Source organism: Pelagicoccus enzymogenes (assembly GCF_014803405.1).
GTDB classification, from domain to species: Bacteria; Verrucomicrobiota; Verrucomicrobiia; order Opitutales; family Opitutaceae; genus Pelagicoccus; species Pelagicoccus enzymogenes.
Genome location: NZ_JACYFG010000006.1, coordinates 7,501 through 23,468, shown reverse-complemented (window position 1 = coordinate 23,468; position 15,968 = coordinate 7,501). Strand labels below are relative to the sequence as shown.

The 15,968-nt window shown below is 56.6% G+C and carries 11 protein-coding genes (1 of these 11 running past the window's edge); 4 read left to right on the top strand and 7 right to left on the bottom strand.

The genetic code is table 11. The annotated features are described in order from the left end of the window. Positions 1 to 28 precede the first annotated feature (28 nt). The gene (locus IEN85_RS02720; protein WP_191615534.1) at positions 29 to 2,581 is read right to left on the bottom strand and encodes a TonB-dependent receptor; all 2,553 of its coding nucleotides are present in this window, start codon (positions 2,579 to 2,581) and stop codon (positions 29 to 31) included. A gap of 223 nt (positions 2,582 to 2,804) precedes the next feature. Next, the gene (locus IEN85_RS02715; protein ID WP_191615533.1) at positions 2,805 to 4,616 is read right to left on the bottom strand and encodes a family 16 glycosylhydrolase; all 1,812 of its coding nucleotides are present in this window, start codon (positions 4,614 to 4,616) and stop codon (positions 2,805 to 2,807) included. A 249-nt stretch (positions 4,617 to 4,865) separates the two neighbouring features. Between IEN85_RS02715 and IEN85_RS02710 the strand changes: the two genes are divergently transcribed. From IEN85_RS02710 to IEN85_RS02700, 3 genes are all read left to right on the top strand, one after another. Then, positions 4,866 to 7,754: a TonB-dependent siderophore receptor gene (locus tag IEN85_RS02710; RefSeq protein ID WP_191615532.1), complete on the top strand. Its 2,889-nt coding sequence runs from the start codon at positions 4,866 to 4,868 to the stop codon at positions 7,752 to 7,754. Positions 7,755 to 7,916: 162 nt separating this feature from the next. Then, positions 7,917 to 9,347, top strand: coding sequence for an MFS transporter (locus IEN85_RS02705; protein WP_191615531.1), 1,431 nt, complete (start codon positions 7,917 to 7,919; stop codon positions 9,345 to 9,347). Between the two features lie 13 nt (positions 9,348 to 9,360). Further along, positions 9,361 to 10,599 carry a glycoside hydrolase 5 family protein gene (locus IEN85_RS02700; RefSeq protein WP_191615530.1) on the top strand — a complete coding sequence of 413 codons (1,239 nt, stop codon included), beginning with the start codon at positions 9,361 to 9,363 and terminating at the stop codon, positions 10,597 to 10,599. Between the two features lie 162 nt (positions 10,600 to 10,761). Here IEN85_RS02700 and IEN85_RS02695 read toward each other — a convergent pair whose 3' ends face one another. Then, positions 10,762 to 11,817, bottom strand: coding sequence for a LacI family DNA-binding transcriptional regulator (locus IEN85_RS02695; RefSeq protein WP_191615529.1), 1,056 nt, complete (start codon positions 11,815 to 11,817; stop codon positions 10,762 to 10,764). 139 nt (positions 11,818 to 11,956) lie between these two features. Next, the gene (gene thiE, locus IEN85_RS02690; protein WP_191615528.1) at positions 11,957 to 12,607 is read right to left on the bottom strand and encodes a thiamine phosphate synthase; all 651 of its coding nucleotides are present in this window, start codon (positions 12,605 to 12,607) and stop codon (positions 11,957 to 11,959) included. 251 nt (positions 12,608 to 12,858) lie between these two features. Here thiE and IEN85_RS02685 point away from each other — a divergent pair, with 251 nt between their 5' ends. Next, on the top strand, positions 12,859 to 14,220 hold the full coding sequence (locus IEN85_RS02685; RefSeq protein WP_191615527.1) for a glycosyltransferase family 39 protein: 1,362 nt from the start codon (positions 12,859 to 12,861) through the stop codon (positions 14,218 to 14,220). On the opposite strand, the gene IEN85_RS02680 is transcribed toward IEN85_RS02685, so the two are convergent. The 3 genes from IEN85_RS02680 to accC form a co-directional block, all read right to left on the bottom strand. Then, positions 14,217 to 14,747 carry an Asp23/Gls24 family envelope stress response protein gene (locus tag IEN85_RS02680; protein WP_191615526.1) on the bottom strand — a complete coding sequence of 177 codons (531 nt, stop codon included), beginning with the start codon at positions 14,745 to 14,747 and terminating at the stop codon, positions 14,217 to 14,219. The two genes, IEN85_RS02685 and IEN85_RS02680, sit on opposite strands and share 4 nt — an antisense overlap. Positions 14,748 to 14,776: 29 nt before the next feature. Next, positions 14,777 to 15,217, bottom strand: coding sequence for an Asp23/Gls24 family envelope stress response protein (locus IEN85_RS02675; protein ID WP_191615525.1), 441 nt, complete (start codon positions 15,215 to 15,217; stop codon positions 14,777 to 14,779). A 133-nt stretch (positions 15,218 to 15,350) separates the two neighbouring features. Next, a protein-coding gene (gene accC, locus IEN85_RS02670; protein WP_191615524.1) for an acetyl-CoA carboxylase biotin carboxylase subunit crosses the window boundary here: on the bottom strand, positions 15,351 to 15,968 show its 3' portion. It continues 738 nt past the right edge of the window; the window shows 618 of its 1,356 coding nt (coding positions 739-1,356); its start codon lies beyond the right edge, outside the window; it ends in the stop codon at positions 15,351 to 15,353.

The window sequence follows — 15,968 nt, the reverse complement described above, 5'->3', positions numbered from 1 at the left end:
GAACTCAGAACGGTGAGTTTTCGGTGTCCTAGAAGCTCATCTTGATGCCGGCGTTGAAGCGGCGAGGCGCTCCGAAGTGGACGGCGGCGCTGTCGGCGTCGTGCAGGTCGCGGTAGTCTCCGCTTCCTACGATCCCTAGGTCTTCGTCGCCGTAGTAGTCGGTGTGGTATCCGCTGAAGCTGTCGGAGTCGGTTGCGTCTTGGATGTACTCTTCGTCAAAGACGTTGAGGATGCTTGCGAAGATTTCGTATTCGATGTCGGTATCGGTGGGGAGTTTCCAGCCGGCATGGAAGTCGAACACTGTGAAGTCTGGCGCTTTCCAGCTTTGAATGCGGTCGTCTTCGTTGGTACGGCTGAGCGGGTCGAAGCTGGAGTAGTTGTCAGCGTTGTATCGCATCGCGCCCGTGAAGTACATGCCGCTTTGCGGTGTGTAAGTGAGGCTGCTGGAGAACTGCGTCTGCGGCGCGTCGCCCACCTTCAGCTTGGCGATGTAGAGGTCGAACTGGCTAGGGATGAGTTGTTGCAAGTCCGAGTCGAGGCCGGGGACGCGAGCGGTTACGTCGTTGGTGTATTCCCAGTCATTGAGCGAAACGGCGGCGTTGAGGCTGAACTGGTTATTGAAACGGTAGCTGCCCTCGAACTCGAGCCCTTGGTGGCGCTGGTTGACGCCGCTGATGTTCACGTACTCGTCGAATACGATTTGCTCGCCTTGGCGAAGTTCGAGACGACGCGAGAAGGCGCGGTCGTCCCAGTTGGTGCGATAGTAGTTGGCTCCGAGCGTTAGCTTGCCTTCGGCCCCGGTGTAGTTGACGCCGATCTCGTAGTTGACGAATATTTCGTCAGGAGGGTTGAGGTACTTTTCGCCTGAGCCGTCGTCGATGACGTTGTCGAAAATTGGTACCTTTTCAACGTATCCTAAATTTGCGTACACGCTTGTGGATTCGTTTAGGTTGTAGCGTCCGCCGAGCTTGAGCTGCATCCCGTCGAAGGTGTCGGAATCGACTATGAGAGGCGCTCCGTTCACCCAGTTGTAGTCGTCCTGGAAGCTGTAGGAGATCTGTGATAGCCCGATCATGCCGAAGCCGGAGAAATCGTCTTTTTCGTAAGCGGCTTGCCAGTATCCGCCGAGCCAGTCGACCGTGTTGGTGTTGTTGTAGTCGATGATGCCGCCGAGCGTTTTCTGCTGCTCGTTCTCTAGGTAGTAGTCGCCGCCAAGCAGGTCGCGCACTTCGCGGAAGTGCTGGATTTCGGCGGTGCGCCAGTCGAGGCCGAAGGACGTGGTCCAGTTTTCAGAGGCTTCGTAGGTTGCCTTGGAAATCAAGCCAATGGTGTACTGGTTATTGCGAGAGTTGCGCAGGATGCCGGTCGATTCAGCGCGTCCGGCGCTGTCGAGGTTGGCTTGGTTCTGGGCGATCTCCGCGTCCCAGTCGCGGTTGCGGTGGAAGTATCCACCAAAGTCGGACACTCGCGAAACGGATCCGTAGGTGCCGGTGCCGCCGCCTTCGCCGCCGGAGTAGTAGAGCACGTTGTCCCAAGACCACTGGCTGTCTTCTGGACGGAAGTACCAGTTGGCGCTGACTTGCGGCTTGTCGTAGAAGTTCTCGCGTTCGTTGATGTAACCTTCGAAGCGGCGAGGGCCGATGCCGTGGTGGTCGGCTTGCGGGGCCGTGTAGGACGCGTCTACGTAGTTCCAAGTCTCGTTGTAGGCGAAGCCGCGCTCGTAGAAGGTGTCGATGGCTTCCTCGTCGAAGTTCGCGAAGCTGCGAGCGGTGCTTTCGCTATAGGTGGCGATGTTGCGTTGGTAGAGATTCTGCCCGTGTTTCTGAGGGGCGCCGAACCCATAGAACTCGATGGTGTTGGCATCGTTTAATTGTAGCGATGCTCCCATGTACCAGCTCCATGCGTCGGTCCAGACTCCGTCGATGTAGCTGCCACCCATTTTGCGAGCGATGGCGGCGGAGGCGGCAAACTTGTCGTTGATGAGCCCGGTGTGTCCGATGAGGGTGGTCTTGGAGAATCCGTCTGATCCGAACTCTTGTTTCAGCATGCCGCCTCGGTTTTGGCCGGCAGGGCTGGTCATGATGTTCAGCGTACCGCCGATGGAAGGCACGGCGAGGTCTAGATTGGAAATGCCGCGCTGGACTTGCACCGAGGAGGCGATGTCGCCGACGCCGTCCCAGTTGGACCAGTAGACCCAGCCGTTTTCCATGTCGTTGACGGGAACGCCGTTGATCATGACAGCGACGTTGCGCTGGTCGAAGCCGCGGATGTTGATACGGGCATCGCCGGCTCCGCCACCTTGGTTAGTTGCGTAGACGGAAGGCGTGAAATTGAGCGCCATTGGGATGTCCTGGGACGCTAGGTATTTGTCTAGATCCTCTTTTCCGACCTCCGAGAAGGATATCGGAGTTTCACCGTAGATCGCTTGGTTGGCGAATTGCTCGAGCGGGGTTACGGTAAAGCCTTCGAGGTCGTAGACTCTATCGGTCGTCGGCTCGTCAACGCTTTGGGCGAAGAGGGAGCCGGATCCAGCGGCGATCAGAGCCACTGAAAGCTTTGGCAGGTAGGATGCAGGTTTCATGCGTTTTCTAGTTTGACTATTAGCGTGCAGCAAAGCCGAGGAACGCGTCTCTGTTCGTGATGACACGTATCGGAATTGCTGATACGATAGTTCGAGTCTTTGCCCGAATCGAATCGCTGGTCAACTAGCGGGGATTGCCTTCACCCATACTTAACAAAGCCTTCGGGAAAACGTAACTTGCGCTCCGTGAACGGCGCTTTCGTTTCGCGGGTGGCGCAAACTTTCAGTCTTGGATTGGCGGGGGAGCCATAATTTTCAAGCGACTGAAGGGGAGCGTCGAGGAGGCACCGTCTTCCCAGTCGACGAGGTTGGCGCTCCGTTGCAATGCGACCGAGATGGATTCGTCTTTGGAGTTGGCGTCAAAGTTTGGGGCGAGAATCAACTGTCCGTTAATTTTGGATACGAGCGCTACCGGTTGGAATGGGTTAGGGGAGTGAGGGGAGGTGTTTAGGAGATACTCCAGCAAATTGGGGCGAAGGTCCTGGTCGGGATCTCGATCGTCGGCGAGGGGGCGGATGCCGTGTTGCTGCTTCCACTGCTCGTAGGCTGTGAGGGGAGATTCGTCTAGGTTGACGAGACGAACCTGGTTGATCGCGACTTGGCCCGCGCTGCTGCCAAGCCGGAATTCTACGCGAGCGTTGGACTCGCTGCTTTGGGTGTGGGTGAAGGAGAAGGCGTGCTCTTGAAGCGTGGGGGAAAGGTCGATGGAGGAGGATTGATACGTTGCGTAGGGAGAAGCGTTTTGAGCGATGGCGGCGACGAGCTTGGGGGAGCCGCTGACCGATTTTGCCTGAAAAGTGAGGCGGTACCGATGGCCGTTTTCGAGGGCGAAGCCTCCCTGGCCCAGCTGGACGTGCCAGGCCGCCGATCCAGCGTTGCTGACGGTGACGGTTGCTTGTTTTTCTGCGTTGACGGCTATGTCAGCTGCAGCGTTTGCGTCTACATAGCTATACCAATTGCTCGTGCCGTTGCTGAAATCTGTGTTTTGGAGCATGGAGCTGGGATCAAGGAAGTCGGCATGAATCTCGAGGGATCGATCGAGCCGTAGCTCGGTTTTCAATGAACGGTCGACTTGGACGTTTTTCCATTTGCCGAGTCGCATGCCGATGTCGGGATCTGCGATCAGGGTGACGGTCTCGCCAGGCGCGTATGATTCCTTCTCGGGCTCGATGCGGACCGTTCCTGGCCCTGTGCTGTCGATCTTTAGAGTGTAGGGACCTTGTTCATGGCGTTGGTAAACGCGAACGTAGTCGATGAGGAATTGAGTGGGGTAGATCGCTGGGTCGACGCCTTGCGAGCCGCCCCAGTCGCCGCCAATCGCGAGATTTAGCTTCAGGTGCTGGGGACGGTGAAAGGGCCAGGTGGAATCGTTGCCGAGCTGGTCGTTTTCAAAAGTGTAGTAGAGTTCGTCGTCGACGTAGAAGCGGATTTCATGAGGTTCCCACTCCACGGCGTATACGTGCATGGATTGGGTGAGGTCGTCGCGAACGGTGGATCCGCCGCGAGCTGTGTTCTGAATGTGGTTGTAGGCAGTCGTGTGAACGGTGCCGTGAACGGTGTCCGGGTCGTAGCCTACGAATTCCATGATATCGATTTCGCCGCAGTGCGGCCAACCGACTTCGCCGATATTGTCGCCGAGCATCCAAATGGCGGGCCAAGTGCCGCGACCGGCTGCCAGTTGGGCCCGTACCTCGAACCGTCCGTAGGTCCAGCTGGCCGAGCGTCGGCTGGTGAGGCTGGCGGAAGTGACGGCGTGCCCATCGAAATGGTCGCGGCGGGCTTCGATTACGAGCATGCCGTTCTCCTTGCGGCAATTTTCGAGCCGCTTTTTCGTATAGTACTGTAGCTCGTTGTTGCGCAAGTAGCCTTCCTCGAAGTCCCACCATTGAAGATTGGGCGAACCGTCGCCTTCGAATTCGTCAGACCAGACGAGTTGCCATCCCTCCGAGGCTCTGGCGGAAGAGGGGAAACTGAGGCTTAAGAGAGCTGCCCCGCAGGGGGCGAGCGCGCGAAGGAGCTGTTTTGACAATTTCATGGGGGCTAGCTTGAAGATTTTTTAAGGTGCAAAATAATGCAAATAATAAATTGACGAACGCAACAAATTGTACTGAAGTGCACCTTATAACCCCCAAGGGCTTTTACCCCGCTGCGATTGTCCGGCCGACGTGCACGATGGATTCCTGCCCTTTTTTTGACCCGACAGTGGAGCGATTGAGGAATTCTCACTAGGCTCCGAACTTTACCTACCACCCCAAACCAGACTAGACTAATGGATATCGAACGAATGAGTCATAAATCTAAGCTATGGTCTTCGTGGAAGCGTTTCGGCTTCGTCACGATTGGCTTAGCGGCGTCATTGAACGCCCAAACGGATTCCGCTGAAGAAGAGGAAGTTTTCGAGCTGTCGCCTTTTCAGGTCGACGCTTCTGAGGACAGTGGCTACCGCGCCACCAACACCATTTCCGGTACGCGCTTGAATGCCGCCATCAAGGACATTCCAATGCCGATCGAGGTGATCACCGACGCGTTTATCAAGGACACCGGGTCGACCGACTTGCGCCAGTCCTTGGCCTACAGCGCGGGGATGATCATGTCCTCTCAGAATGACGCCGGCAAGGGAAACAGCTTTGGCACGATCGGCGGCGTCCACAACCCGGAGGGCGCGACCAGCAACAAGACGCAAACCTCTTACAAGGTGCGCGGCTTCATCACCGACGCGACGCTACGGGACGGTTATCGCCGCCAATTCGCTACCGATGCTGCCAATATCGGCCGTGTGGAAGTTATACGCGGTCCAGCGGCGTTGCTCTACGGGATCGGTAACTTCGGAGGCATCGTCAATTACCTGCCGAAGCTTCCAACTGCTGACGAAATGCAGCACATCACGCTCAGTGTCGGTAACCAGAAGCACTATCGCGCCGTTTACGAGGCCGGTAACACTTTGGACAACGAAATCAACTTCGGTTATTACGTCACGGCAGTGCACGAGCAAAACGGCAGCTACACCGAGCTCGCTGAAAACAACCGCCAGTTCATTTCGCCGATCTTCACTTTCCGCCCGACGGACAAGACGGAAGTCACCATCGACATGGAATATGGCAAGGAGGACAAGAACGCGGTCGGTTTCCAGAGCGTCCGCGCCCGTGGCGACCTTTCCAGCGAGAATGTGGCGAACCAGCAAGACCGCCTCGAACGAGCGGGCTTCTTGCAGTTCCCCGACAAGGAAATTCGCACCATGCGATGGAGCGGTCCAGACACCTTCCTCAATACCGAGTCCCACAACATCCGTCTGCAGGCGACGCACAGCTTCACGGACAACTTGAATGTGCTTCTTGGATACAACACTTCCAAGGTCGAGTTTGACTCCCGCGACGTCTCGGGTGGTATCACCAACAACGTAGGTCCAGAAAACCTGCGCAGCACCATAACGGTGATTCCCGCGAGCGTGGAAAACGGGGATGCGGAGTTCATATTTGGCGAAGTGACCGATGCGATCTTCCAAGGCTCCTGGTCGGACAAGAACGAAGTCATCGATCGCGATCAGATCCGCGCGGAAGTGAACTACAACTTTGACCTGTTCCAGAACAGCGAGCTGTTCGGACTGCAGAACAGCTTCTTGCTCGGTCGCTCCGAAGAGAGTTCCGAGAAGTCGGTCTCCACTCGCGGTACCATCCAGAATCAATACTTCTACTGGGACCCGACCGATTCTTCCTACATGCGCTTTGGCGTTAACGGCGACGGTACGGCAGCTCCTGGAATGGAGAGGGCCGCGCAGGTCAACGACCTCTCTTGGAACCAAGGTACCTACCTTGTCTACCAAGGCAGCTGGCTTAACGAGCGTTTGACGGCAGTGGCAGGCATACGTCGCGACCGAAACGACTTCCGAGGCCGCGTTGAAGACTTCCGTCAGGACACCGTCACTCGCAACGATCCAGGCGCCAAGGAGAAGGATACGTCTCAGGCAGGCATCACTTACAAGTTGACCAAGAACCTTTCAGTTTATGCCCTCAAGGCAGAAGGCATCATGCCAAACTTCGACGGTAACCGCGACGTCTACGGCAACGCTATGGATGCTGTAACGGCGGAAAGCGAGGAAGCAGGCGTCAAGTTCGACATGTTGGACGGCAAGCTCAGCGGTACCATCAGTGCGTACCGTATCAAGCAAACGGGTACGCCGATCTTTTACTGGTGGGCACCTTCGCCAGCGAAGGGTCGCTTCGATCCAGACGCGGATATCATCTATAACGTTTCAGACTTCAATCCGACCGTGGAAGCGGAATGGCGCAATGGTTCCTTCACGGTTGCCAAGCCACAGTGGGATGCGGCGGTCGACGCGGGAGCAGCTTACCAGCTTGACGGCGCATGGTACCTCAATGCGACTGCACCGGAAGGGGTGGCCTACATGGACACAGTCTTCAACGCCTCCAAGACCACGAACCCAGGTTGGCCAGGTTGGTTGTACATCCAGGATGACAACACGAACAACGCGACTCTCGACTTCGCGTCTGCCGAAGCCGGTGGCTACGATGCCTACCTCAGCGGCGACCAAGAGTCCTCGGGTTGGGAAGCTCAGTTCAACTACGCGCCGAACGATAACATGCAGTTCGTGCTGAATTACGCCCAGACCAAGCGCTCCGTGGTGAACGCTGGCGCCTTCCCCGAGTATCCTTGGGGAGCCGGTGGCGTGGATAAGTGGGCTGTATGGTACTTCCCCGATGGAGCGTGGGGACTTTCTGGATACTCGCTCGACGACCAGTTCCTCGATCCAAGCGATACTTCGACTTGGCAGGGCCGCGGTTATGGAGCGGGCGAAAAGCAGGACGACACGCCACGTCACTCGCTTAGTGGTTGGAGTAACTTCCGTATCGACGATGGCGCCCTTGCTGGCTTCTCCTTCGGCCTCGGCTTCCAGTACGAGAGCGAGCGCGAGTACTTCTCTGGAATCACTGATGGTTCGGGGCAGCTCGTGACCGACACCAACGGACAACGCGTAGTATTGGAAACAGATACTCGCATCAACATCGATGCCATGGCGAAGTACGACTTCAAGCTAGGCGAGCGTAATGCTCATGTGCAGCTCAACGTTTACAACGTAATGAACGATCAAGCTGCCTACGGATACATCTACGCTAAGCCGACCGAGTACCGCCTCCAGTTTGGCATGGACCTTTAAACGAATGGTAGTGTGGGCGGCGCTGGCGTAGTCAACTGCGATCCGGCGCCGCTCTTTTTTTTGAAAACTGTTTCCTACGAGGCCTGAAGTGGTCTCGTTCTGTTGAATTACGTCCTTGTAGTAGTAGCCAGCTCTGCTCGCTGCTCCCGTTTTTTCCTTCATATGACGACTGCCACAAAAGGTGTATCGAAATCGGAACTACTAAATTCCGGCTCGAAAGATGGCGAACGACTTAGCGTTTCTGAAAAGCTGAGTTACGGCTTGGGAGATACCGCGTCGAACTTCTTCTTTCAGACCTTTAACCTGTTCTTGCTGTACTACTACACCGACGTTTTCGGTATTGGTCCCGCAGCGGCGGGGAGTATATTTTTGGCGGCTCGGGTGGTCGACATGTTCAGCGATCCGATTATGGGCGTCATCTCGGATCGCACCAACAGCCGTTGGGGGAAGTTTCGGCCGTACCTGTTGTGGATGGCCATTCCGTATGGGATGATTGGATACTTGATGTTTGTGGTGCCCGATATCAGCGAACAGGGAAAGCTCGCCTATGCGTATGCCACCTACATCGCGATGATGCTGGCCTACACGGCTATCAATATCCCGTACTCGGCTTTGCTTGGCGTAATATCGCCATCCTCTACGGAACGGACACTGGTCTCCAGCTATCGCTTTTTTGGAGCCTTTGCGGGTGGTCTTCTCATCTCGATGTTCGTACGCCCTTTGGTTTATGCGATAGGGGGAGAGGACAACGAGGCGTTTGGATTTCAAGTGACGATGGCGATCTTCGCCGCGGTTTCCGTGGTGATGTTCTTCATCACCTTCAAGGGAACGAGGGAGCGGGTACAGCCTCCGGCTAGCCAGAAAAATAACCTTGGAGAAGACTTGCGCGCATTGGTCAAGAACCGGCCTTGGTTGATCCTGTTTTTCGTCGCTGTATTCACTTTGGCGAACGTGGCGGCCCGCGGGGCGGCAACAGTGTACTACTTCAAGTACTACGTGGGAGCATCGGATGCGCCGATGTTTCTCATATTCGACCAGACCAGTATAGTAATGACCTCCGGTATGCTTGGGTTGATTGCGGGCGTGTGGTTGTCTAAGCCTTTGGCGGCTCGCTTCGAGAAGCGTTCGATAATGATCTGGTTCTCTCTGGCCAATGCAGCTTCCATGGCGCTGTTCTTCGTCACTCCGCCTGATCAGTTTTGGCTGATGCTTGGCCTTAGCGTGATGGGCGGCTTCCTCGCGGGACCGACCGTGCCGCTAGTTTGGTCGATGTACGCTGACGTTGCGGACTATGGGGAGTGGCGTTGGGGGCGCAGGTCGACTGGTTTGGTTTTCTCCGCAGCTCTGTTCGCCCAAAAGATGGGACTGGCTATCGGAGGAGCTATGGCAGGCTGGTATCTTGGGCTAGTCGGCTTTGAAGCCGGCGTGGAGCAAGGGCCAGCTGCGATGATGGGCATTCGCGTTTTGTTTTCGCTCTTTCCCGCGGGCTTAGCTGCTGCGGCGATCGTTGCGTTGGTATTTTACCCTCTGAGGACGGCGACTTTGACGCAAATCGAGAGGGAGCTTGGCGCTCGTAGAGGCGCTGTCGAATAGGAAGGGATTTGAAATGTCATTGATTGAAAACAATCGTCCGGTTCGCGTGGAGGTACGTGGCACGGAAAACGGGTATTCACTTTTTAGAGACGGGAAACCTTTTTTCGTTAAGGGTGCCGCTGGATACGAGCATATAAGGGAGCTGGCGGATGCGGGAGGAAACTCGCTTCGTACCTGGGGTATGGACCAAACGGAAAAAGCGTTGCCGGAGGTGCGTCGTTACGGACTATCGCTGTGCGCGGGGCTTTGGATGGTGCCGCCGCGGCAGGGCTTCGACTACTCGGATGCGCCTTTGCGCGAGTCTCAGTTCGAGGCGTTGAAGGAACAGGTGCGCGCTTTGGCCGCGGAGCCATCCTTGCTCGTTTGGGGAGTGGGCAACGAATTGGAGCTGGGAGTAACGGAGTTGGATCCGGAGGTCTGGAAGGCAGTGGAAGCGGTCGCTGCCTTCATCAAGCAGGAGGATTCGCTGCACCCTGTGATGACTGTTCTGGCGTCAGTGGACGAAGCGGCGCTTCAGTGCATCGAGGCCTATTGTCCATCGATCGATTTTGTGAGCTTCAATTCCTACGGTGATTTGGAGTTGGTTCAGTGCAAGTTGGACCGCATCGGTTGGACTCGTCCGTACCTGGTAACGGAGTGGGGCGCCAACGGGCATTGGGAAGTGCGTCAAACGTCCTGGGGAGCGGAGATCGAACCGTCTTCTACGGAAAAGGCTGCCCAGGTGCGGCGTCGTTATCAAAAGCTAGATGGTTCGCATGGGCAGTGCTTGGGAAGCTACGTTTTTCTTTGGGGAAACAAGCAAGAAAGGACGCCGACATGGTATGGCCTTTTCGACAAGCATGGCCGGGCCACGGAATCGGTGGATGCGATTTCATCCCTTTGGTCAGTGAAGGGTGAAGAGGGCGCTTGCCCGCAGATATCCCGACTGTTGCTCGACTCGAAAGATGCTTCAGCGGATGTGACTTTGAAACCCGGAGACTGGGTAGAGGCTGCATGCGAGGCCTCTCGGGGGAAGGATTCGCTCGCTGATGCGATCTGGTCGGTTGCTCGCGAAAGCGAGGACAAGAAAGTCGGAGGCGACAGGGAGGAGATGTCGGAGGTATTGGATACGCGTTTCGAGCCGCTAGGAGAAGGTCGCGTATGTTTTTCTGCTCCCTTGGTTTTAGGCAACTATCGCTTGTTTGTGGAGCTCCGCTACGGCGATCGCTGGGTCGCTACCGCCAATATTCCCTTCAGGGTCGACAGCCGCTAGCGCTGCGCCCACTGGATGACTACCTAAACGAGAGGACGGCCTGCTTGAAGCGGGAGTCCTTTTTTCGTGAAGCGGGCGCGGGGTTCGGGGCGGACGCAAGTCGATGCCTTCTTTCCAGTAACAGGAGGGGGGAGGCGAAATTGGAGCCTGGATGCTCCGCCTCTAGAGGGGGGGAGGAGCTGAGGTCTGGCCGAGAACGAATTCCCCGGATACCTGCACGTTTCTGCGGCTGGTGTTGGGGTGATCGATTTTGCGAATTAGCGAGCTTACGGCGGAGATTCCAATGTCACGGAAGGGGATGCGCACGGAGGTAAGCTGCTTTTTTCCGTCGGGGGGAGTCAGGCCGTCGAATCCGGTGATGGAGCATTGCTCCGGTACGGCGACTCCGAGTTTCTCGAAGGAATCCATGAGGTGGTAGGCTTGGTGGTCTGCGGCGCAGACCCAGGCGGTGACGCCTTTGCTGCGTGTGTATTCGGCTGCGAGGCGATCAAGCTCGTCGAGGGGGAGTTGTTCCTCTGGGCGCAGGTTGAGAATGATGTCTGGATCGAGCTCCAGGCCGAAGCGGTAAAGGTTCTCCACGTAGGCGCCGAGGCGACGTTCCACCCAAGGGGTGTTGACGGCGTATTTCCAGCTGAGGAAGCCGATGCGCTTGTGACCTAGCTGGACGAGGTGTTGCATGACTCGCGAAATGCCGCGTATCTGGTCCGGGTGGATGCAGTCGACGTCGCAGTCGTCGTAGTCCTCGAGAACGGAGACGGTGGGGAACTTGGCCATTATGTTTCCTACCGCTTCCTCTTTGAGGGGGTAGATGATGATGGTGCCTTTCCAATCGAGACAGCTGATGCCCCTGATGATTTGGCGTGCCCGGGATTGGGGGAGGAATTCTTTGGGATCGACGTAGAACACTTCCACTTCGAGTTTCTCGATCGCTGCTTTTTCCGTGATTCCGGTGAGGAGTTCCTCTGCAGTCTTGGTGTCGTTCTTCGAGCGTTGATCCTCGCTGATGCCCACGATGACGGCGAGCTTCTTGCGGCCCTGCAGCTTGATGTTGTTGCCTCCCCGCTGGGCGGAGTAGGAGTACCCCATTTCGGCGGCTAGCCTGAAAACCTTAGCTCTTGTCTCCGGGTTGATTTTTGGGTGATTGGTGAAGCAACGCGAGACGGTGGTGCGGGAAAGGTTTAGCTTATCGGCGATGTACTTTTGGTTAAGTTTGGCCATATGGTTCAGGGTCGTGCGTTTGGCGCTTGCAGGAGCTTGGATCACTCCATAGGATAAGGAGCTGCTTAAGTGTTGTTTAGATGCAATTTGATGCAATCAAAAACACTGGGCTGAGGGTGTTTCCTGAGGGTTTCTCGCTCTACTTCCGGGCAATCGAGATGCTTTCTCGCACTGCTGCAGCGGTGTCGGCTGAGCAAAGGACGTCCGAAACGGTAACGATGCGGGAGGCGCCTGCTGCGATTACTTGTTCGATATTGCGTCGATTGATGCCGCCAATGCAGAAGAACGGCAGCTCCGGCCTTTGTTTGGCCACGTATTCGACCAGTTCCAGGCCCACCGGGGTGTATGTGGGTTTGGTTTGGGTGGCGAACACGGGACCGACGGCAAAGTAGTTGAGGGTCCCAGCGGGTAGTGCCATGGCAGCGCGGGCTTGTTCGGGGGAATGGGTCGAGAGCCCAAGCAGGCGATTGGGGCCGAGTCGCTTTCTCGCCTCGACGGCTGGAAGGTCTTCCTGGCCGACGTGAAGCCCGAGGTCAGGGTGCTCTAGGGCAAGTTCCAAGTCATCGTTGATGACAAGGTGTGGCTGGGGCGCGGCGCTTTGAGCTCGGTACCGAACGATTTGTTCAGTAAGCTGATAGCGTTCGGACTGGTTGGAGTCCTTAGCACGGATTTGTACGATGCTAGCGCCGCCAGATACGAGGGCTTCGTACTTGGCGACCCAGTTCTCTGGGCTGACGTATCCAGTGTCTAGGATCCCGTAGAAAGTTGATTGGTGAAGGGAAAGGTTCATGAGCAGCGCTGGAAGCAGATCATTCTGCTTTTCTCGCAAGGGTTTCGCGGCTAAGGGATCAGTCCGTGTTTGAATTGTCAAAATCTCGAATTGCGGAAGTTCGAAGTAGGCAGCTGGCGATCGGTTCGCAAGGAGCGAGTTCCCGTGAAAGGAATTGGTTTGGGGCCTCCGTCCTGCTGTCGGCTCTTTTGGCGGTTTTGATATTCTGGAAGATGGTCCCGGTCGCGGGCGGTGCAGATGCCAGCGGATATATGAACTTCGCTCGGTTGTTGAGTGAGGGATCCGTGACGGAAAATCTAAGGTTGCCTGAGGGGGATGCGTTTAGGGCCTTGCCCAAGGGGTATTTCCAGCCGCTTGGCTTTACCTTTCGAGAAAGCGATGGTCGCTTATCGCCGACCTACCCGATGGGGCTGCCGCTGCTGCTGTCGGTTGGTGGTGTGTGCGAATCGGAGTTTGGGATGCGCATGGTTTACGCTCTTGTGGCCTTGTTGGCTTGCTTGGGCCTTTGGCTATTGGGGAAGGAGTTGGGATTGGCTCCGCCTTGGCGGTTTTACGCAGTGGCTATTTTCGCGAGTTCCCCTCTTTTTCTGTGGAGCTCCCTGATTCCGATGTCGGACGCCTTGGCGAGTTGCCAGGCGATTTGGGTGTTGCTGCTGGCATTGCAGGCGAAGCGTTCCAGCGGCTGGGCTTGTGTTTGCGGTTTTCTGGTCGGATGGGCCGTGCTGACCCGCCCGTCGAGCGTCCTGCTCTTCGTGCCCTTGGTGGTCGCTTTGCTGCAAGCCAAGGCCGGCTGGCGTCGGTGGGCCTGGGGGACTCTTGGAGGAATGCCAGCTTTTGTCGCTTTTCTTTGGGGAAACTGGACTTTCTATGGCGATGCGTTCGGCAGCGGCTATGGGGATCTTTGGGCCTTCTTTTCTTGGGATTACTTGGTTCCAACGGTATTTCACTATGGCGAGACGATGTTGTTCGCCATGTTTGGCCTCGTGCTGCCGGCTGCGTTTCTGGGCTCCTTGAATCTTAGGTGTCCGAAGGTTCTTTTCCTGTGGGCTTGGATCCTTCCGTTTTTTGGGTTCTACGCCTTTTACGTTTTTACCAGCCAAACTTGGTGGTTCCTGCGCTTCGTTTTGCTTGCCTTCCCGGGACTTGCCTTGTTGTCGGCGAATTGGCTGGAAGGCGTAGCGACTCGTGCGGCGAAGTCGTCTCGAGGGGAAGCGTGGCTGGCTTTGGGCTTAGCGGGGGCTTCGGTTGCTGTGGGTTGTTATTGGGTGGACAAGCTCAACGTGTTTGGGGAGCAGGCGTTCGAGCGACGCTACGAGATCGAGTGCCAGTGGGCTGTCGAAAACCTCGCAGCGGATACTATCGTAGTGTGCATGCAGTCGAGCGGCGCTTTTTATTATTACACCGAATTTCCCGTTTTCCGCTGGGACCTCGCCGATTGGGATGCTGACTGGGAGCTCCTACGCGATGCCGCTCTTGTAGAGGGGGTGCCAGTTGTAGCGGTGCTGCACGACTTCGAAGTTAAGCGAGAGGATTCGATCCTGAGGCGGTACGCCGATCGCTGGGAGTTGCTCGGGCCTGTGGCGGAGCGGGTGAGCGCCTATCGGCTCCGTTAGTCCTTTTTCCCTGGGCTCGCCTCTTTCGCCGGGGAATCGCGTTCTTCGACCTCTGGGGATACGTTTTGGGCGGCTGGCGGAAGGCTCTTTTGCGGGAGGCGTTCGGTTTCGGCCGCTTCTTTCCCGAAGCTCTTCACGACAATTTCGATCTCCCCGATTTGCTCGAAGCTGAGCGACTTTTGCAGCAGGGCGGTGATATGCTCCTGGACGCGTTCGCAAATGGCTTTCAGGTCCTCGGGCCGGGCGAGGCGAAGCTCGACGCGGGCGGTGACTTTGTTGTTGCGCAGGCGAATGGTGGGCCGTGCTGCCTCAACCCATTCGTCGAGTAGGCATGCGGAGCGGATGAGCTCCTGAAGCGCTTTGCGTGATACGAGAACGCTGCCCGCATCGCCACTGAACGCGGTGAGGTGGGCAGGCGGCTTTTTGAAAACCAAGCGCAGTCCGATCAGGAGAAAGATAAAGGCAACCGCGGCCACTCCAATTTGGAGCGGCGTCAGTTGGGTCATCAGTTCTTGGAAGGTTTCCACGCTTTGGAGAGGAGTGGACTTTGGGCGCGCTAGTCAGCGAGGGAGTTTTTCGATTCTTCCTCGGCTGCTTTGCGAGATGCCGCAACTTCCTCGGGCATTTTCACGCCTTCGATGATAACGTCTACGGCTGCCACTGTCTTGCCAGTCATGTTGGTGACTTGCTTGCCGACGGTGAGCTGGAGGTTTTCTGCGGTCTGAGCGAGGGCAACTCCGTATTCCATGTGGACGCGAAGCTCGATGAGGTAATTTCCGCCTTCGTCCTCGGAAACGCGAACGCCCTTGTCGTAGTCCTTGCTCGAAAAGAGGGCTGACACGTTTTCGATGAAGCTGCCGCCGACGCCGACGACGCCTTTCACGCTAGTAGCCGCCATCTTGACGATGGTAGCGACCACGGTGTGGTTGACCTTGATTTGGCCGAGTGTTCCATCCTGATCTTCTCCGATCTCGATGCTGGGTTCTTGTTGGTCCATGGTTTGAGGTGTTAGAGTGTGATTTGTTTCTCAGCGGTATGCTGCGTTTTGTAGCGACTTGCCTGCTATTGTTCCTAGGCTTTTGGCGGTGATTTGTAAATGCCAGCCTTGGTGTCTGGCTAGCTGAGGCAGCTTAATCGAACTTGGGATTGCGGGCCATGAAGTCCTCCATGAACTTGGTGGTGGCTTTTCCGGCTCTGAAATCGGGATCGCTGATGATGGCTTTTTGCAAAGGTATCGTGGTTTTGATGCCGCGGATGAGGTATTCGTTGAGCGCTCGGTACATGCGTTGGATCGCGACTTCACGGTTCGCGCCATATGTGATGAGCTTGCCGATCATGCTGTCGTAGTACGGAGGGATGATGTAGCCTCCGTAGGCATGCGAGTCCACGCGGACTCCGTGTCCGCCAGGCGCGTAGTAGAGATCAATGCAACCGGGACTTGGCATGAAGCCTCGGGCCGGGTCTTCCGCGTTGATGCGACACTCGATGGCGTGTTTGCTGATGACGATATCCTCTTGCTTGAAGGAAAGCTTTTCGCCCTGGGCGACCAGCAGCTGCTGCTTTATCAAGTCGATACCGGTTACTTCCTCGGTGACCGGGTGCTCCACCTGGATGCGGGTATTCATCTCGAGGAAGTAGTAACCGCCCTTGTCGTCGACTAGGAATTCGATGGTGCCAGCTCCTTCGTAGTTGGCGGCCTTGGTGGCCCGCACTGCCGCGTCGCCCATCTCCTTGCGGAGCTTCTCGGA